This window comes from Flagellimonas lutimaris (assembly GCF_003581615.1).
Classification (GTDB): Bacteria; Bacteroidota; Bacteroidia; order Flavobacteriales; family Flavobacteriaceae; genus Flagellimonas; species Flagellimonas lutimaris.
The window spans coordinates 17,998-37,516 of sequence record NZ_QXFH01000063.1; the positions used below are offsets into that span (position 1 = coordinate 17,998).

At 39.9% G+C, this 19,519-nt stretch carries 21 protein-coding genes and 1 pseudogene; 11 read left to right on the top strand and 11 right to left on the bottom strand.

The features are described 5' to 3' along the window. Window positions 1-16: 16 nt before the first annotated feature. The 10 genes and pseudogenes from D2V08_RS01890 to D2V08_RS01935 all read right to left on the bottom strand — a co-directional run bounded on the left by D2V08_RS01890 (window position 17) and on the right by D2V08_RS01935 (window position 8,632). Window positions 17-907, bottom strand: a complete 891-nt coding sequence (locus D2V08_RS01890; protein WP_119606421.1) for a tyrosine-type recombinase/integrase — start codon at window positions 905-907, stop codon at window positions 17-19. A 97-nt stretch (window positions 908-1,004) separates the two neighbouring features. Beyond that, the gene (gene rpsU / locus D2V08_RS01895; protein ID WP_119606422.1) at window positions 1,005-1,199 is read right to left on the bottom strand and encodes a 30S ribosomal protein S21; all 195 of its coding nucleotides are present in this window, start codon (window positions 1,197-1,199) and stop codon (window positions 1,005-1,007) included. Between the two features lie 93 nt (window positions 1,200-1,292). Next, a complete protein-coding gene (locus D2V08_RS01900; protein WP_119606423.1) occupies window positions 1,293-2,462 on the bottom strand; it encodes an acyl-CoA dehydrogenase family protein in 1,170 nt (389 codons plus the stop codon). A gap of 10 nt (window positions 2,463-2,472) precedes the next feature. Next, window positions 2,473-3,075 (bottom strand): ComEA family DNA-binding protein, encoded by a 603-nt coding sequence (locus D2V08_RS01905; RefSeq protein ID WP_245980469.1) that lies wholly within the window; start codon window positions 3,073-3,075, stop codon window positions 2,473-2,475. Window positions 3,076-3,340: 265 nt separating this feature from the next. Continuing rightward, window positions 3,341-4,960 carry an alanine/glycine:cation symporter family protein gene (locus tag D2V08_RS01910; protein WP_119606424.1) on the bottom strand — a complete coding sequence of 540 codons (1,620 nt, stop codon included), beginning with the start codon at window positions 4,958-4,960 and terminating at the stop codon, window positions 3,341-3,343. An 84-nt stretch (window positions 4,961-5,044) separates the two neighbouring features. Beyond that, complete coding sequence (locus D2V08_RS01915; RefSeq protein WP_119606425.1) at window positions 5,045-6,052, bottom strand: potassium channel family protein; 1,008 nt, start codon at window positions 6,050-6,052, stop codon at window positions 5,045-5,047. Between the two features lie 2 nt (window positions 6,053-6,054). Next, complete coding sequence (locus tag D2V08_RS17545; protein WP_014033469.1) at window positions 6,055-6,282, bottom strand: PspC domain-containing protein; 228 nt, start codon at window positions 6,280-6,282, stop codon at window positions 6,055-6,057. 138 nt (window positions 6,283-6,420) lie between these two features. Beyond that, window positions 6,421-7,575: pseudogene (locus D2V08_RS01925) on the bottom strand (DUF2851 family protein). Between the two features lie 21 nt (window positions 7,576-7,596). Further along, complete coding sequence (locus D2V08_RS01930) at window positions 7,597-7,908, bottom strand: rhodanese-like domain-containing protein (protein ID WP_119606426.1); 312 nt, start codon at window positions 7,906-7,908, stop codon at window positions 7,597-7,599. 169 nt (window positions 7,909-8,077) lie between these two features. Further along, window positions 8,078-8,632 carry a TlpA family protein disulfide reductase gene (locus D2V08_RS01935; RefSeq protein WP_119606427.1) on the bottom strand — a complete coding sequence of 185 codons (555 nt, stop codon included), beginning with the start codon at window positions 8,630-8,632 and terminating at the stop codon, window positions 8,078-8,080. Between the two features lie 134 nt (window positions 8,633-8,766). Between D2V08_RS01935 and D2V08_RS01940 the strand changes: the two genes are divergently transcribed. The 11 genes from D2V08_RS01940 (at window position 8,767) to D2V08_RS01990 (ending at window position 18,832) form a co-directional block, all read left to right on the top strand. After that, window positions 8,767-9,213: a MarR family winged helix-turn-helix transcriptional regulator gene (locus D2V08_RS01940; protein ID WP_119606428.1), complete on the top strand. Its 447-nt coding sequence runs from the start codon at window positions 8,767-8,769 to the stop codon at window positions 9,211-9,213. A 7-nt stretch (window positions 9,214-9,220) separates the two neighbouring features. Continuing rightward, entirely contained in the window at window positions 9,221-9,853 is a 633-nt protein-coding gene (locus D2V08_RS01945; RefSeq protein WP_119606429.1) for an NAD(P)H-dependent oxidoreductase, read from the top strand. 43 nt (window positions 9,854-9,896) lie between these two features. Next, on the top strand, window positions 9,897-10,469 hold the full coding sequence (locus D2V08_RS01950; protein ID WP_119606430.1) for a YceI family protein: 573 nt from the start codon (window positions 9,897-9,899) through the stop codon (window positions 10,467-10,469). Window positions 10,470-10,709: 240 nt separating this feature from the next. Then, window positions 10,710-12,107, top strand: a complete 1,398-nt coding sequence (locus D2V08_RS01955) for an anthranilate synthase component I family protein (protein WP_119606431.1) — start codon at window positions 10,710-10,712, stop codon at window positions 12,105-12,107. 2 nt (window positions 12,108-12,109) lie between these two features. Further along, complete coding sequence (locus D2V08_RS01960) at window positions 12,110-12,679, top strand: anthranilate synthase component II (protein WP_119606432.1); 570 nt, start codon at window positions 12,110-12,112, stop codon at window positions 12,677-12,679. A 64-nt stretch (window positions 12,680-12,743) separates the two neighbouring features. Next, on the top strand, window positions 12,744-13,739 hold the full coding sequence (gene trpD / locus D2V08_RS01965) for an anthranilate phosphoribosyltransferase (protein ID WP_119606433.1): 996 nt from the start codon (window positions 12,744-12,746) through the stop codon (window positions 13,737-13,739). A 67-nt stretch (window positions 13,740-13,806) separates the two neighbouring features. Continuing rightward, the gene (trpC, locus tag D2V08_RS01970) at window positions 13,807-14,592 is read left to right on the top strand and encodes an indole-3-glycerol phosphate synthase TrpC (protein ID WP_119606434.1); all 786 of its coding nucleotides are present in this window, start codon (window positions 13,807-13,809) and stop codon (window positions 14,590-14,592) included. 8 nt (window positions 14,593-14,600) lie between these two features. Next, the gene (locus D2V08_RS01975) at window positions 14,601-15,278 is read left to right on the top strand and encodes a phosphoribosylanthranilate isomerase (protein WP_119606435.1); all 678 of its coding nucleotides are present in this window, start codon (window positions 14,601-14,603) and stop codon (window positions 15,276-15,278) included. Window positions 15,279-15,289: 11 nt separating this feature from the next. Continuing rightward, window positions 15,290-16,474, top strand: a complete 1,185-nt coding sequence (gene trpB, locus D2V08_RS01980) for a tryptophan synthase subunit beta (RefSeq protein ID WP_119606436.1) — start codon at window positions 15,290-15,292, stop codon at window positions 16,472-16,474. Between the two features lie 65 nt (window positions 16,475-16,539). Beyond that, the gene (trpA, locus tag D2V08_RS01985; RefSeq protein WP_119606437.1) at window positions 16,540-17,301 is read left to right on the top strand and encodes a tryptophan synthase subunit alpha; all 762 of its coding nucleotides are present in this window, start codon (window positions 16,540-16,542) and stop codon (window positions 17,299-17,301) included. Between the two features lie 34 nt (window positions 17,302-17,335). Then, entirely contained in the window at window positions 17,336-18,832 is a 1,497-nt protein-coding gene (locus D2V08_RS01990) for a M20/M25/M40 family metallo-hydrolase (RefSeq protein ID WP_119606438.1), read from the top strand. Here the strand turns inward: D2V08_RS01990 and D2V08_RS01995 are convergent. Next, window positions 18,829-19,518 carry a uracil-DNA glycosylase family protein gene (locus D2V08_RS01995; RefSeq protein ID WP_119606439.1) on the bottom strand — a complete coding sequence of 230 codons (690 nt, stop codon included), beginning with the start codon at window positions 19,516-19,518 and terminating at the stop codon, window positions 18,829-18,831. The genes D2V08_RS01990 and D2V08_RS01995 overlap by 4 nt on opposite strands. Between the last annotated feature and the right edge of the window lies 1 nt (window position 19,519).

Genomic DNA, 19,519 nt, shown 5'->3' on the forward strand with positions numbered 1-19,519 from the left:
AAACAATACAAGAATTTTATTTCTTGTTTCTTGGATGGGCTTTTTGATGTACTTTTTTCAGTTCGGCAATACTATTGTGCGTGTACACTTGTGTGGACGCCAAACTGGAATGACCCAATAATTCCTTTACGGAATTTAAATCTGCCCCCCGGTTGAGCAAGTGCGTTGCAAAGGTATGCCTGAGTATATGTGGGCTCTTTTTTACCTTAGGGGACACCAAACTAAAATACTTATTTATAGTTCGATAAACAAGTGTTTCATAAATTTTAAGACCATCTTTTGTTAATAATAAATAAGAGGAATCCAATGCCTTTTTAAATCCGGAACGCTTGATCAAATACTTCTTAATCTGTTCTGTGGTATATGGCAACAAAGGAAGAATACGTTCTTTGTTTCTTTTACCCAATACTTTTAGGACATGTCCGGACAAGTCCACATCTGATATTTTTAAATTAACCAATTCGGCCCTTCGCATCCCCGTGGTATACAATAATTCAATGATAAGTTTATCTCGCTCACCTTCAAAATCATCACCAAAAGGGATTTTGGACAAAATGGCTTCCATTTCAGTTTCCGAAAAAGGAACCTCTACCTTTTTACTGGTTTTGAGCGCCCTGTGCTTCACCAAGGGTGAAATAGTTATATCACCAACCTTCAGCAAAAATTTATAATAAGCCTGCAGAGAAGATATTTTTCTGTTGATGGTTCTATTGGAAACTCCTTGATCGGACAATGCAACAATCCAATTTCGTATTAATGGATAAGAAACCTTTTTCAGGTTTCGCTCGTCATAATTCCCTTTGCAGAAGTTAGCAAAGGTCTCAATATCCTTTTTATATGCCTTTATGGTATGCTCGGAGTAATTCTTCTCCAACCTTAAATAGGATATAAAAGCTGATACGGACATATATCAAAGGTAATAATTACAATTGCGGTATAGCCAAAACGAAAAATCCCGCTCCAATATTGGAACGGGATTGATATATTTTGTTAAAGCGATAGCCCTATACTTCTTCTTGGTCTCTTAGGCCTTGAATGTATTGTGCTTTTTGAATTTGCGCTCTACGCTCTACAGAAGGTTTAGTAAACTGCTGTCTTGTTCTTAACTGACGCATGGTACCTGTTCTGTCGAACTTACGTTTGAAACGCTTTAAAGCTCTATCGATGTTTTCTCCTTCTTTTACTGGTATAATTAACATGGGCTACAACCTCCTTTCTTTTAGATTTTTGGAGTGCAAATATACGAATGATCTTTAACCGTTAAAGAAATATTTTATTTTTTTAATAATTATCTACGTAGTAGGCTTTTTGTATTCCTTTTTATCTACAATAATCTTGGCCAAAATTTCCTTTAAAATTTCCGAGGTGCCACCTCCTATTGGGCCAAGTCTACTATCCCTGCTCATTCTTGCCATTGGATAATCTTCGATATAACCATATCCACCCAAAAACTGAAGACAATTGTAGATTACCTCATCGGCCATTTTGGTAGATTTAAGTTTGGAAATAGTCGCTTCTTTGACCACATAAGCCCCTTTGTCCATTTGCGCAACAGTAGCATAATTAAATTGCTTGCACAACAACATATCCGAATAAAGGTCAACCAACCTATGTCGTAACGCTTGGAATTGATCAATGCTTTTGCCAAACGCCTCACGTTCGGACATGTATTGCAATGCATAGTCCAATGCAAACTCCGCTCTTGCATGGGCATTTATACCCATTACCAAACGTTCCAAAGAAAATGCTTCCATTATATAGGCAAAGCCTTCGTTCTCTACTCCCAATAAATTGGTCGCTGGGACTTCAACATTATCAAAGGCCAGTTCTGCAGTATCGGAAGCACGCCAGCCCAATTTGTTTAATTTACTTGCAGACACACCCTTGGCCTTTGTATCCATTACAAACATGCTGATTCCTTTATGGCCAGCATTTTTATCGGTTTTTGCTGCCAATATAATATAGTCCCCATAAACCCCATTGGTAATAAAAGTTTTGGAACCATTTACAATATATACATCGCCCTTCTTTTCCGCTGTGGTCCGCATAGCGGCTACATCACTGCCACCAAATGGCTCCGACACTCCCAAGCAACCAATCTTATCTCCAAGTACACTGGGTCCCAGATAGGCTCGCTTTTGGTCGTTGTTGGCCAACTTGTTTAAATACGTCATGGCCAAGTACTGATGGGCCCACATGGCTGCCGCAAAACCACCGGAATTGATCTTTTGCAATTCTTCGAGAAAAATCACCGTGTAAAAAAGATCCAAGCCCAAACCAGAATATTCCTCTGGGGTCATTAGCCCAAAATACCCCATCTCACCGAACTTCCTCCAAATAAATCTTTCTATATTTCCAGATTCTTCCCATTTCTCAATGTGGGGGACAACTTCTTTTTGTAAAAAATCCTTTAAACTCTCCCGGAACAAATTGTGCTCTTCCGTGAAGTACATATCGATCATACCACCTTTTTTATAGAGACAAATATAAGGCTATTCTATCTAGTTTTTCTGTAGGAAATTTATCGATATAACTCAATTCTTGAAATGATGCAAATGAACCATTTTCATCTCTGTATTCAATAATATTGGAAGCCAACGACCTGTTTATATAGATCAATTGGGATAGCTCCTCAATACCAACCTTATTAATATTGATTTTATTCAAGGTGGGAACTTCCATCACCTGAAATTTGAGCAATGCCTTTTCCGCTACTTCAGGTTTCAACCCATAAACATCATAGAGTTGGTCGTTCACCAAGAAACCGCCCAACCTATCCCTAAACTTGACGATTCTTTCGGAAAGTGTTTCTCCAATACCGTATACTTCCATCAAATCTTCGGCGGAGGCCGAGTTAAGGTCTTTTGCCATCTCTTCCTTTTTCACAAAGGATATTTTCTTTTTTGATGATTGATTTTTTCCAACCCAATCTGGAAATTTAAAATATGGCGAGACTTCATTGAGTAAAGAATCTGATATCTGGGTAACCGTTTGGAACTCCTCGACGGAATTCACAAACCTGCCCTGCACTCTAAAAGCAAACAATCTATCCAACTCAGAAATGGACAATCCCAAAATATACCCTTTATAATCTGTAATGTAATTTGGATTGAAGGGATATATTTTTATTGATGCTTCAGACCGGTAAATTTTTAAACTATCAATCCTATGCTGCTCACGAGCATTGAGAGCAAAACTGGTCTCTGTTTGGGATGGATTGGCTTTTACATAGTAATACCACCTTGCAGCACAATCACTAACACCAAGAAAAAGAAAATCCCACTCCGTTCTTGTTTATTGAACCTGAAGTGGGATTTTAATCTCATCAAGATATTGACTTTTACAATTTATCCACCAAATCTTCTGCACCGTCTTCCAATGCATCCTCTTTTTTGTTGATGGCGTTCATGTATTTCTTTAATTCTTTTCTAACTACCGGAGTCAGCAGTATTACACCAATAATATTAGGTACAACCATGGCAAAAATCATGGCATCTGAGAAGTCGATCACAGAACCAAGACTTATGGAAGCTCCAACTACAACAAAGAACAAGAATAATATTTTGTAAGCAAGGTCACTTGTTTTGCTTTTCCCGAAAAGGTACATCCACCCTTGCATTCCGTAGTAAGACCAAGAAATCATAGTAGAAAAAGCGAACAATATAACTGCGATGGTCAACACTATGGAGAAATGAGGAATTACCGTATCAAAAGCTGTTGCGGTAATCTCTACTCCTTCCGTAATCTCTGTACCGTACTGCAAGAAACCTGCCTCGTAGTTGGTAATGATGATTACCAAAGCGGTCATGGTACAGATTACAACGGTATCCACAAAAGGCTCCAAAAGAGCAACAATACCTTCACTCGCAGGATACTTGGTACGTACCGCGGAGTGAGCAATAGCTGCCGAACCTACACCAGCTTCGTTAGAGAAGGCTCCCCTACGAATACCTTGGATCATTACACCGATAAGTCCACCTGCAATTCCCAGTCCGGAAAAGGCTCCTTCGAAAATTAATCCGAAAGCATCATCAATGGAAGAGAAATTTGCTCCTAAAATAATTAAGGCTGCCAAAACATAAACACCAGCCATGAAAGGGACAATTTTTTCTGTTACGGAAGCAATCCTTTTGATTCCTCCAATAATTACGATGGCTACCAATACGGCCATGATAATACCGAAATACAATCCTGCATTGTCGTTTTCAAGGTTGAACAAATCCACAAACTGGGCAGCTGCCTGGTTGGCCTGGAACATGTTTCCTCCACCAAAAGAACCTCCAATAACAAAAATGGCGAACAATACGGCAAGTACTTTTCCCAGTCCTTTGGCATTTTTCTCTTTAAGACCTTTGGTCAAATAGTACATAGGACCACCGTAAACGGTTCCATCCTCACCTACATCCCTATATTTCACACCCAAGGTACATTCTGCAAACTTTGAGGCCATACCCAAAAGCCCTGCCAAAATCATCCAAAAAGTAGCTCCAGGACCACCAATGGATAAAGCAACGGCCACACCTGCTATGTTACCCAATCCAACAGTTGCGGATAGGGCAGCCGTAAGTGCTTGAAAGTGAGAAACCTCTCCATGGGCAGATTCATCCCTAATGGTATCTGGCAAATCATGTTCCTCTGCCGTATCGCCATATAAGTGGTCTACTCCATGCTTTTCAATATCTTCATACTTACCTTGAACCACCTTTATCGCAGTCCAAAAGCCAGTAAAGTTGATCAGCTTAAAATAAATGGTAAAGTACAATGCACCTCCTACCAAGACAATTAAAACCCAAGGAATCTGAAATTCTTCGGAAAAAGGAATCTCGTAGAATATGGCATCGACGAACCAACTCGTGTATTTGGAGAATACAGCATCAATTTTATCCGATGTACTTTCTTCCTGCGCAAAAGAAAGAGCTGGCAACATTAAACTTAATAAGGAAAGAAGTCTATACTTCATCATAATGTTTTGGTTATGTTAGTTTTTTGTAAAGGCCCCAATATCCTAAAAAATTTCTACGCAAAAAAATTAAAGGGTGTTAAACTAGCCTATCTGAAACATTTGGTTGAGCTTCCTGATCTGCTCCGGCCTTCCTAAAACAATAACCTTACTATTGGGTTGTAAAACCATATCCGCTTCTGGGTTAATGATATATTTCCCATCTGGGTCAATGTAACCTATTATGGTACAACCTGTTTTTCTTCTTAAGTCCAAATCTCGTAAGGAATTACAATCCATCTGATCGGTGAAATCCTCTATACTAACTTCTTCCAAGTTCGTGGTATGCTCGCCTTCTATGGAGAGTTGATCCAAGAAGGTAATCAAATCCGGCATCACCACTAAAGAAGCCATATGGTCACCACCAATTTTATCGGGCATTATGACCTTGTTCGCCCCAGCGAATTCCAACTTTTTTACGGAAGTAATTTGCGAAGCTCTACTTATAATGAATAAGTTTTTGTTGAGTTGCCTTGCGGAAAGTACTATAAATAGGTTGGCGGCATCATCAGGCACGGCAGTGATCAAATATTGGGCACGGTCAATTCCAGCTTGGCGCAATACCTCATCCTCATTGGCATCCCCTTCTATAAACAAAACATCCTCTTCATGCCGCTCAATGATTTCCTTATCCCTTTCTATCACCACAAAAGGTTTTTTATAGGCTATCAATTTTTCGGCGGCCTGCATACCATTTCTACCAAAACCGCAGACCACAACATGGTTTGACAGACTGTCTATTTGTTTTTTCACTTTTTTCTTTTTTAGCATGTCCAGTGAATTTCTTCCTAAAATATATTCCGAGACCACGGAAATGGCAAAACCAAATATAAAAACACTGGTGACGATTAAAAATACGGTAAAAATCTTTGCATTGGCATCCAAGGGCCTTACTTCCGAAAAGCCCACAGTGGTAACCGTAATAATGGTCATGTAAATAGCCTCTATCCATGTAAAATCGGACAGCATCTTGTAACCCACCACCCCTATCAATAATACCATTATCATTAGGGTAAGTGCCACAAGTATTTTGGAGCGCATTAATTTAATCATGATCAGAGGTCAAATACCGAGGTTCTTTTTGTGTAAATCAAGTCTTTAATCCGAAGCCAGAATGCAATAAAAAGGTAAAGGGCAAATCCAAAGCCCAAGGTTACAAATGTCAAATAGATGAAACTGGTACGTACCACACGGGCTCTGATACCAAGTCTTTCAGCTATCCGCCTACACACCTCGAAGCCTCTTTTTTGAAAGTAGTAAAGCGTATTATAAAATAAAGACATGGTTAAAATTATGTATTTCTATTCAATAATTGTGTACCAATGGCGCATTGCATGCATTTATTTTTAGAACAATAATTATTATAGAGCTCCAACTTTGCCTGACTTTCCAAGGCATTTTGTGTTTTTGATCTTATTTGCTTAAAGTTTTTGATGATGGAATTCTCTTCCCTTCCTTCCTATCTGGGAAACCAACTCAATCAACTCCTCGTTCCAATCCTTTCCTACATGCTTTGCATAGCAAAACCTGAGGGGAACCAAGGTATTGATGATGACTAGGTCGATAAATTTCTTGGATATTTTTTTTACCCGCTTATTGGAGATCTTACCAAAGGTATAGTGATCCTCCCAATACGATCCTGCGCAAACTTCAAAAACTTGGTAAATATCCCCAAGTTTGTTCAAATCCATCAATTTGGAAAAAATATTGTGATTACCTAAGTACAGACTAACTAATTGCGAAATCCTGATAGTGGGGAAATTTGGAGGCCTTAATCCGAAAAAATCCGGTTTTGACGGACTCTCGGTCAACTCAAACTTTTGGGTCAGGTATTTATACTCTTTTTTGAGTTGTAAATAATAGGTATCCGTTCAATCGGAAACATTCAAAAGTCCAAAATGGCCAAAAAGCAAAGCTTCCAATTGAAATGGTTCGTTACTAGTTTTGCGAGCAATCGAAAAATCCAATTGCTTGGCCCGTTCCAAAAAGTATGGTCCATTGACCTTAGAACCAAAATTCTTGGCCAACAATTTAAAAAGGACTGCTTCCCAATCATTTTTGGATGTTTCCAATAAATCCATGATTAATTTGGATTTATGTTCCAACCGCTCAATGTATAATCGATGCAACCAGTTTTCAACCAAAAATAAATCCAATTCCTTTAAATCCTTTTCACAGTTAATGAAAGAAGAACAGGAGTTTTCCAACAGATTTCGATAACGGTTCAAAAGTTCTTCGGAAACATAGTGCTTCACCTCCAAAGTTGGAATTTGTGAACTGTCTTTTCTAAAAACAGCAATGTCATCCTCCCAAACTACATGAAGAATGACATTGTCGTAATTTTCATCTGTTTCGTGATGATGCGCATACCAATCCGAAGATCTTAGGTGCATTTCCACATTACCGGCCCACAGCTGACCATCGATTTCAACTTTTGCGTTAAAAAAATCGGGGCCCGCGACCCTGTTTTGGATTCCGGTCGCCTTGACCAAAACGGTTTTGTTGTTGCTAGTACATAGTTGTTTGGTTGGAAGCTTGTTGTGCTTCCAAATAAAATAAAGTAGGTCTTCTCGCATTGATTTGGGATAAATGGAGGTCTACTCTGTCCGCTCGCCTTCCCAATTCATAAAGCCGCCCTCCAAGTTATATGCATTTTCTATTCCTATACTGTTCATAATGGCACAAGCTTGGCCGCTGCGGGCTCCAGACCTACAATAGACATAGTAATTCTTAGACTTGTCCAATTTTCCAAGTTCCTCCAGAAAGCCTTGTCCCAAATAAATATCAATATTCACTGCACCAGGAATATATCCTTCCTCAAATTCTTGGGGGGTACGAACATCCAACATTAAGGCATTGTCGTCATTTTTCATTTGTTCTTCCCATTCTTCTTGTGATAAATCTGCCATTTTTCTCAATTTAAGTTCTGCAAAAATAAAAATCCGGAGCATTACTCCAGATTTCTACTTGTTTTATTTTTGTTGCGTGCTATTTTATACAACACCTAATGGTAAAAGCTGCTACAAAAATCAACAGCAAAGCTGACCATCCTAAAATCTTTGTTTTTTTCATAGTTGATTATTCTATGAATTTATTCAACTCTTCGTTCAGTTCTTCGTACGTGAAACCACGCTCATAAAAAGTTCGTTTGTCCTTATTATATATTAAGGTAGCAGGAATTGCCCCGCCCCACGCTTCAGAAACTTTTGGAATCCAATCATTCTGCTTTGGATCGTCCAATATCACAACCTTAGCTTGTATGTCTTTCTTTTCCACATAGGGTTCCAATTGGGTCTTCCACATATTGGGCATATCCAAGCTTACGAATATCACCTCAACATCGTTGTCCTTTTGTTCAGCATAAACTCTCTCAAAATAGGGCATTTCTTGAATACAAGGTTTACACCAGGTCGCCCAAAAGTTAATGATGTAGGTCTTGTCGTCTTCCTTGTTCAACAAAGGCTCTAGACCTTCAAAATCATAAATGGGAAACTTAACTTCTGCAGTTGAATTGTCTTCCTGCGCAATCACTTCTTTATCAGCGGTTTGTGCAACCTCTTTGTTTTCCCTCTTCTTTTCGGCGCAACTCAAGAAAATGGCGACTACTAGTCCAAAAATTAATAACCTATTCATTATCCGATTTTTACATCTCCTAAAATACGCACCGAACATACCACATTCCAGTCTTTAACAAAAATTTATCAATCAAATATTTGGTGCAACATGCAAAATCTACATACATTTGTATATACAAATATTGTTTATACATGAATGTTGAAGAAATAATAAAAACCTCAAAAAAAATTCCTTTGGAACCCAGGACCCTAATTCACATGGAATTGGTACATAATAAAATCAATGAAATTATGTACGGGGCTCTGAAACCATTTGAGGTCTCTTTACAACAATTCAATGTATTGCGAATTTTAAGAGGGCAGCAAGGTAAACCCGCCAACCTTTCAACTCTTAATGATCGTATGGTGACCAAAATGAGCAACACAACACGATTAGTGGATAAACTTTTGTCCAAAGGTTTCGTGAACAGAACCGTTTGTCCATCTAATAGAAGAAAAGTAGAGATAGTAATCACTGATTCAGGTCTCAAGGCTTTGAGACAAATGGATGAATCATTGGAAGACGCTCACAAGGTCATCTATCAAAATTTTAAAAAAGAAGATTTAGAACAATTAAACTATTTACTGGATAAATTTTAAATATAGCATGAGTACAGTTATTGAAAATAGAACATGGCGCTACGCCACCAAAAAATTTGATGCCAACAAAAGGGTGTCAGAGGAAGATTTACAAACACTTTTGGAAGCTACACGCCTGAGTGCTTCTTCTTACGGACTACAACCCTATCACGTAATTGTGGTTTCTGACCAAAAAGTTAAAGAGCAGTTGAAACCTGCTTCTTGGGGTCAGTCTCAAATTACCGATGCGTCACACATTATCGTATTTGCTAACGCTACGGATTTTGGTGAAGAATTGGTAGATGATTTCCTGGAAAATGTAAGCAACACCAGAAACATTCCTATGGAAGGCCTTAAAGGGTACTCCGACTTTATGAAGTCGAAACTTATGGATCTCCCCGCAGATACCAAAGGTACCTGGACAGCAAAACAGGCTTATATCGCTTTCGGAAATTTAATGCAAGCGGCAGCTGAATTAAAAATTGACACCTGCCCTATGGAAGGTTTCGAATCTGACAAATACAATGAAATTCTAGGTCTTAACGGCAAAAACCTAAATGCGGCAGTTGTTTTGGCTGTCGGGTACCGCTCCGAAGAGGACGAAACCCAGCATTTGGCCAAAGTAAGAAAATCAAAAGAAGAATTATTTACTCATATATAATTATTGAACCCTTAACAATTAAAAACAGAAATTTAAAGCAATCATGAAAAAGACAATTTTAAGTTTAACATTGATCACCCTATTTGCATCCGCTGCAGTAGCAAACCCAGTTGAAAAAGAAACCAAAGAAGTAAAAACTTCTGAAAGCCAAGTAACCTGGAAAGGGTATAAAGTGGGAGGTTCTCACACAGGAACCATCTCTCTTAAATCCGGAGCTTTGGAATTTGATGGTGAAAAATTGGTCGGTGGAAGCTTTGTTGTGGATATGACAAGCATCAACACTACTGATTTGGAAGGTGAATACAAAGACAAATTGGACGGACACCTAAAATCTGATGACTTTTTTGGTACGGCCGATCACCCAACAGCCAAATTGGTTTTCACTAAAGTTAAATCAACAGGGAAAAATTCATACGAAGTAAAAGGAAACCTTACTATTAAAGCTACCACCGAACCTATATCTTTCGATGTTTCCGTTTATGGAGATAAAGCAACAGCTACAGTGAAAGTTGATAGAACAAAATACGACGTTAAGTACGGATCAGGAATCATTGGTACGGCCAAAGATAAATTGATCTATGACGAATTTGATTTGGTAGTTGATTTACAGATGTAATCAGTACCTGTTTAGTGTGTGAAAATCCCGTCCAAGAATTTCTCGGACGGGATTTTTTATTTTAAACAAAACATTGTTGTGCCGTTAAAAATTCCTCCCTATATTTGAAGCAATGATTAACAGAACAATAAATAACTGGTGGTGGATTAACTTACGGAAAACATCGTGAGCTAAGTCCCCATTATAACCATATAAAAGGCTTGTCATCACGACAAGCCTTTTTCATTTTATAGAGCTAATATGAAATACGAATTAAAAACACATTACAAAAAAATACTTGCGGACACCATTACGCCCGTAAGTGTTTATCTAAAAATTCGGGACAAGTTCCCCAATAGTATCCTTTTGGAAAGTAGCGACTACCACGCCAACGACAACAGTTTTTCGTACATCTGCTGCAATCCCATTGCATCGATTGAGGTAGTGAACGAAACCATTACCCAAAGGTTTCCTGATGGCACCAAAGAAATCACCGAAATCACACCGGATACCGATGTTACCGAGGTCATTCACAACTTTAGCAAGAAATTTACGGTAGCTCAAAACAACTTCAAGTTCATCAACAACGGACTGTTCGGATATATGGCCTACGATGCTGTTCGTTACTTTGAAGATGTACAGATTTCAAAAAAGGAAGATTCTGTCAATATTCCGGATATTTACTATGCGGTATACAAGAATATTATTGCCATCAATCATTTTAAGAACGAGGCCTATTTGTTCGCACATTGTTATGATTCCGAAAGCAATGTGGATGAGATTGAACAGCTTTTCAACGTTCGTACCTTCTCATCCTACAACTTTAATAAAGAAGGTGAGCCAGAATCCAACCTTAAAGATGAAGACTATAAAGAACAAGTAGAGTTGGCCAAAAAGCATTGCCAGCGAGGTGATGTTTTTCAATTGGTACTATCCAGAAGGTTCAAACAAAAATTTAAGGGAGACGAGTTCAATGTGTACCGAGCGCTTCGCTCCATCAATCCCTCCCCTTACCTATTCTATTTTGATTACGGCGACTTTAAAATATTCGGAAGTTCTCCCGAAGCACAACTGATCGTAAAAGAAGGCAAAGCAGAGATTCACCCTATTGCTGGGACCTATAAACGTACAGGGAACGATGAAAAAGATGCCGAATTGGCCAAAAAACTGGCACAGGACGAAAAAGAAAACAGCGAACACGTTATGTTGGTCGACCTTGCCCGAAACGATTTGAGCCGCAATGGAAATACCGTAAACGTGGAGACCTATCGAGAGGTGCAATATTTCTCACACGTTATCCACTTGGTGTCCAAAGTAACCGGACAAAAGAAAAACGAAAGCACCACTATGAAAGTCGTCGCCGACACCTTCCCTGCAGGAACATTGAGCGGAGCGCCAAAACATATGGCCATGCAACTCATTGAAAAATACGAGAAAACAAGTCGTTCTTATTATGGCGGAGCCATCGGGTTTATGGATTTTGAAGGCAACTTCAACCATGCCATTATGATCCGAACATTTTTGAGCAAGAATCACGAACTGTATTATCAAGCAGGAGCAGGTTTAGTGGCAGCCTCCAACCCCGATGATGAACTCCAAGAAACCTACAATAAATTGGGCGCATTGAACAAAGCACTCGAAATTGCCGAAACAATCTAAGCATGGGACGAAAGATTTTAATGATAGACAACTACGATAGTTTCACTTACAACTTGGTGCACTATTTGGAAGATTTGGATTGTGATGTTACCGTAAAACGGAACGACCAACTCACTTTGGACGAAGTGGAACCCTTTGAATACATAGTGCTTTCCCCTGGACCCGGAATCCCGGATGAAGCGGGGCTTTTAAAGGAAATCATAAAAACCTACGCACCTACCAAACGTATTTTTGGAGTTTGTTTGGGATTACAGGCAATCGGAGAGGTCTTCGGTGGGACCTTGATCAACCTCGACCAAGTATATCATGGAGTGGATACCACCATTATGGTAACCAAAGACGATCCAATTTATAAGGACATGCCGAAAACCCTTCAGGTGGGACGATACCATTCTTGGGTAGTGGACCCCGATTTACCAGAAGCCTTGGAAATCACCGCGGTGGACGAAAACGGACAAGTAATGTCACTTCGACATAAAGAATATGATATTACCGCAGTACAGTTTCACCCGGAATCCGTTTTGACACCCGAAGGAAAACAAATGCTGAAAAATTGGCTTAATAGAAAATAAAAACGAGATATGAGAATTGAGAATTCTCTAAAATCTAACATCTAATCTCTCACATCTAAAAAAAATGAAAGAGACATTAAATAAACTGATCAATCACGAGATACTCCCCAAGGAAGAAGCCAAACAGATTTTGGTAAACATTGCCAATGGGGCGTACAATACCTCACAAATTGCCGCATTTTTAACCGTTTACATGATGCGTAGCGTGACCATTGAAGAATTGGAGGGCTTTCGAGATGCCCTATTGGAACTTTGCCTGGCCGTAGACCTTGCCGAATACGACCCCATTGACCTTTGTGGAACAGGGGGAGATGGAAAAGATACCTTCAATATTTCCACCTTGGCCTCTTTTGTGACAGCAGGAGCGGGAATCCACGTAACCAAACATGGAAATTATGGGGTTTCCTCAAAATGTGGCAGCAGCAATGTGATGGAGTTTTTGGGCATCAAATTCAGTAATGAGGCTGATTTTCTAAAGAAAACTATAGAGGAAGCCGGTATTTGTGTGCTTCACGCACCCTTGTTTCACCCCGCTATGAAGAACGTTGCTCCCATCCGAAGAGAATTAGCAGTAAAAACATTTTTCAATATGTTGGGACCTATGGTAAATCCGGCGTTTCCAAAAAACCAAATGGTAGGTGTGTTCAGCTTGGAATTGGCAAGAATGTATGGATACCTATATCAAAATACAGATAAAAAGTTTACCATTTTAAATGCTTTGGACGGCTATGACGAAATCTCTTTGACAGGGGACACCAAAACCATATCCAATAACTCCGAAGCCATGTTGAGACCTGCTGATTTTGGCGTAGAAAAAGTTTTACAGCAAGAGATCGTTGGCGGCGAAGACGTAGCAGAATCCGCCCAGATATTCATGAATATTTTACAAGGAAAAGGTACCGAAGCCCAAAACAACGTGGTTTGTGCCAATGCTGGAGTCGCTATTGCCACGGTACAAAGCATCACGCCCATGGAGGGATTTGAAAAAGCTAAAGAGTCGTTATTTAGTGGCAAAGGTTTACAAGCTTTAAAAAAAATACAGGAATTAAGTAAAAACTAGTGTTATCTCGAATGCAGTTGGGAAATTGCTTAAGATTCTTCACTACGTTTAGAATGACAAAAACAGCATGAACATACTAGAGAAAATAGTAGCCGATAAACGCAAAGAAGTCGATTTAAAAAAATCGCTGATCACCCTGCCCCAATTGGAAGCCTCAGTGATGATGGAGCGTACCTCTGTCTCTTTGGCGGAAGTATTGCGAAATAGCAATTCGGGCATTATAGCAGAACATAAAAGACGTTCCCCATCCAAATCGGTTATCAACCAAAGTTTGAATGTGCAGGATGTGGCCAAAGGTTATGCCGACGCAGGTGTCTGTGGCATGTCCGTGCTTACTGACGGGAAATACTTTGGGGGTTCCTTGGATGATTTGGTACTCGCAAGGGCATCCACCAACATTCCCATTTTACGAAAAGAGTTCATTATTGATGAATATCAAATCGTGGAAGCCAAAGCCTATGGTGCCGATGTCATATTGTTGATTGCTGCCATTCTGACCAGGGAAGAAATCAAAACCTTATCTGAATTGGCCAAAGATTTGGGCTTGGATGTACTGCTGGAGGTTCATAACGAGGAGGAACTGAAAAAATCCCTCATGCCCAGTTTGGATATGTTGGGGGTAAACAATCGTAATCTTAAATCTTTTGAAGTGGATTTGGAAATCAGCAAGTCGCTATCCAAAAAAATACCTGATGATTTTGTAAAGGTTTCTGAAAGCGGGATTAGTTCCGTGGAAGCTATTCGTGATTTAAAGGAATTTGACTATCAGGGATTTTTGATCGGAGAAAATTTTATGAAGACGGACGAACCAGGTAAAAGCGCTAAAAAATTCATTGATAAAATAATCGCTTAATCATTACCATGAAACTAAAAATCTGCGGCATGAACCATAACCCAACCGAGGTTGCAGCATTGCAACCCGATTATTTGGGTTTCATTTTTTGGGAGCCTTCTTCTAGATATTTTTTTGGAGATATGCCCAAATTGCCCAGTTCCATCAAAAAAGTGGGTGTTTTTGTGGACGCACCTTTGGAAGAACTTATGGAAAAAGTGGAGCAGTATCAATTAAATGCAGTTCAACTCCACGGAAAGGAAAGTGCCGAGTATTGTAACGCTCTTCGTCATGTTGAACTTCATTCAGCATCTCAGAAGGATGAGACCTCAGAACCAGTTAGGAGTGACCAATTTGACATCATCAAAGTGTTCTCCATCAAAGATGATTTTGATTTTGATGTGCTCAAAGATTATGAGGATGTTTGCGATTATTTCCTTTTTGACACCAAAGGAAAACTCCCAGGTGGCAACGGCTATACTTTTGATTGGTCCGTTTTGGAAAAGTATCCATCAAACAAACCATACTTTTTAAGTGGTGGAATTGGATTGGATTCCTCAGAAAAATTAAAGAGTTTTTTAAACAGTCCCGCTTCCAAAAACTGTTTTGCCATCGATGTGAACAGTAAATTTGAAAGAGCGCCCGGATTAAAAAATATAGAAGACTTAAAAATATTCATCGAATCGCTTGAGAGCGATATTAACTAAAAAAGAAACCTATGAAGAGCTATCATGCAGATGAACGGGGGTATTACGGGGAGTTCGGGGGAGCATTCATCCCCGAAATGCTGTATCCCAATTGCGAAGAGCTTCGGCAGAACTACTTGAACATTATGGAAGAACCTTCTTTTAAAGAAGAGTTTCATCAATTGCTCAAAGATTATGTTGGTAGACCTACGCCCCTTTATTTCGCTAACCGTTTATCAGAAAAATATAACACAAAAATCTACCTCAAACGGGAAGATTTATGCCATACCGGTGCTCATAAGGTCAATAATACCATCGGACAGATTTTGATGGCCAAAAAATTGGGTAAAAACCGAATCATTGCAGAAACTGGCGCAGGTCAGCATGGTGTGGCCACAGCTACTGTTTGTGCGCTCATGGGAATTGAGTGCATTGTGTACATGGGAGAGATTGACATTGCCCGTCAAGCCCCAAATGTAGCTCGTATGAAAATGTTGGGTGCTGAGGTAAGACCTGCCACATCGGGCAGTAAAACATTGAAAGATGCCACGAACGAGGCAATTCGCGACTGGATCAACAACCCAGTGGACACACATTACATTATTGGTTCTGTTGTTGGCCCCCACCCCTACCCGGATATGGTGGCTAGATTTCAATCGGTTATCTCGGAAGAAATTAAAAATCAACTTCAGGAAAAAGAAGGTCGTGAAGACCCAGATTATGTGGTGGCTTGTGTAGGTGGCGGAAGTAATGCCGCAGGAGCATACTATCATTATTTAGATACTCCCGAAGTAGGCATAATTGCTGTGGAAGCAGCAGGAAAAGGGATACATTCTGGTGAAAGTGCTGCTACTTCAGCCCTTGGAAAAGTGGGTATTATACACGGTAGCAAGACCTTGTTGATGCAGACACAGGATGGACAAATTACAGAACCTTATTCCATTTCGGCAGGTCTGGATTATCCTGGTGTTGGTCCCATGCATGCGCACTTGTACGCCTCGGGCCGCGGGGAGTTTATTTCCATTACCGATGATGATGCCATGAAAGCCGGTTTGGAACTTTGCAAACTGGAAGGTATTATCCCAGCTATCGAGACATCTCATGCCCTTGCCATTTTTGAGGAAAGGAAATTCAACCCGGATGATGTAGTGGTGGTGAACCTATCCGGACGTGGCGACAAAGATTTACAGAACTATATCGATTATTTTAAATTATAGATGCCAGATATCAGATATAGGACCTTAGTCTCAACACTCATATCACACATCTCAAATCTTGATTTATGAACAGAATCAAACAAAAATTACAAGAGGACAAAAAAATCCTTTCCATATACTTTTCCGCTGGTTATCCAAATTTGAATGACACGGTACAGATTATTCAAGATTTGGAGAAAAGCGGAGTAGACCTCATCGAAATAGGGCTTCCATTTAGCGATCCTTTGGCAGATGGCCCTACTATTCAGGCCAGTTCCACTGCTGCTCTTAAAAACGGAATGAACACAGCTTTGCTCTTTGAGCAGTTAAAAGCGATTCGAAAAACGGTTTCCATTCCCCTTATTTTGATGGGATACTTTAATCCCGTGCTTCAATATGGAGTGGAGGAATTTTGTGCCAAATGTGAAGAAATTGGTATTGATGGACTAATTCTGCCCGACCTTCCATTGGATGTCTACAAAGAGGAATACGAAACTATTTTCAAAAAACACGGATTGATCAATGTATTTTTGATCACTCCGCAAACCAGTGATGAACGTATCAAAGCCATTGACAATGCTTCCGAAGGATTTATTTACATGGTGAGTTCGGCGAGCACCACAGGGGCCAAACAAGGATTTGGAGCGGAACAATCAGATTATTTTGAGCGTATTGCCAACATGCAATTGAAAAATCCTCAAATCGTTGGATTTGGCATCAGTAATGCAGAAACTTTTGGACAAGCGACTCAAAAAGCCAAAGGCGCCATCATTGGTTCGGCCTTCATCAAACATTTAACAGAAAATGGTGTAGATGGAATTAGTGACTTTGTGAAGCAAATTCGTTAAATTTCGGCTTTTAAAATCAACACTGATTTGTCTCATGAAGAAAACGCTATCCCTTGTTTCCCTATTCCTTACTTTTTCCCTTTTTGCACAAGATGATGTTGCTGTAAAATCTCAAGTGGCCGATGCCATTAACGAGATTCGAGAATTTATTGCCATTCCCAACGATGCCTTGGATGCAGCCGATATCGACCGAAACATTATGTGGTTGAAGCGCAAATTCGGTGATAGAGGTTTTAACACCGCTGTTTTGGACACAGAAGGGCTTCCCTTGTTTTTTGCCGCCACGCCTGTTAGTGAGGACAAACCAACCGTTCTTATTTACATGCATTTTGATGGCCAATCTGTCGATCCATCCAAATGGGACCAACCTAATCCCTACCAAGTGGTTTTAAAAGCACCAAAAGATGAAGGTTTTGAGACGGTTTCCTTTGATGAGTTGGGAGATGATATTAACTATGATTGGCGGTTGTTCGGAAGATCAACTTCTGATGATAAATCACCTATTGTGATGCTCTTGAACGCTATGGATTTGTTAAAGAAAGATCGCAAGGAAATTCCTTTCAATGTGAAGGTGATTTTGGATAGCGAAGAAGAAAAAAGCAGTAAACCTTTACCTGCCGCCGTAAAACAATATCGCGAACTATTGGAGTCCGATTTTTTGATGATTGTTGACGGACCTGTTCACGCTTCGGAAAACCCAACTGTCGTTTATGGTTGTCGCGGTATTACAACCCTTACCCTGACGACTTATGGTCCTATTAAACCACAACACAGTGGACACTATGGTAATTATGCGCCTAACCCTGGATTCCAATTGGCACAATTACTGGCCACCATGAAAGATGCCGAAGGTAGAGTGACCATTCCGGGATATTATGATGGTATTTCCATTGACGAAAGCACGGATTCCATTTTAAAAAGTGTTCCAGACAGTGACGAGGCCATAGCGGAGAAGCTACAGTTTAAAACGGCAGAAAAAGTAGGGGGCTATTATCAAGAAGCCTTACAATACCCATCCTTGAACATTCGCGGATTAGGCTCTGGCTGGGTTGGCGACAAGGCACGAACCATTGTTCCCGAAAGTGCCACAGCCGAACTGGATTTACGTTTAGTTGTAGAAAGCGATGGTAATCGTTTAAAGAAATTGGTAAAGGAATACATTGCAAAACAAGGATACAACGTTTTAGATCATGTCCCTTCCAAAGAAGAGCGTATGCGGTTTGATAAAATTGTAACTGTCGAGGAAGGCAGCGTTACCGATGCCTTTCGTACCGACTTGGACAATCCCTACGGTAAATTTATTGTCAACACCTTGAATCAAAGCTTTGGTGAAGAGGTAATTCAGATACGCACCATGGGTGGCACCGTACCGATTTCACCTTTTATAAACGAATTAAAGATTCCTGCATTTATTGTTCCTGTGGTAAATCCAGACAACAACCAGCATAGCCCCAACGAGAACATAAAAATTGGCCAGTTGGCCTATGGAATTAAGGCTTTTTATGGGGTTCTTTCTTCTGAAATGAACTAAAAAAACTCCCGATACTGCATTACCCTGAAGTCAACCGTATTGAAATCAGGGTTTTTGCTTTTTAAATCTTTATAGGCTTGTAAACTACCCACAGCTCTATTGGCTGCTCCCGAGGGAGCGGTTAAAGAAACGGTTTTGACTGTTCTAAACTTCTCGACTCCGCTCGAAGTGACAGGCAACTCCAAATGATGGATTCGTGGCACCTCGTTAGAAACGACCTCTAATTTTAATCCGTGCTCTTTAAGTTGTTTTCGAAAGAAGTATTCTGGACCATTTTTACTGTTACCGCCAGTGAACAAAAGAGTCTCGATATTAGGGTATTTTTGGAGGTACCCTACTAAATCCCGAAGCACCACATTTTGCATTCCCAAATCCGAGGCATCAATTTTTTCTCGCTCCGCACTTTGGACAATATCGCAGACCCCAATTTTGTTTTCAATCAAAAAACACTTTCGTTGTTCTACCGCTTCCTTTGCGGTTTCATATTTCAATCCCAAATCGAAGATTCTATCTAAAATGGGCCAAAGTTGTCCATTACAACTTCCGTAACAGAAATCTACGTCCTGTGGCTTTAGCTCTCCCGTGGTAAAACGGGGTGGCGGCAAAGTGCCCACAATTAATTTTGTGGCCTTGTGCAACAAAAAAGGTTCGTATGGATGAGTATGCTTAAATAGTTTTGACCCCAAA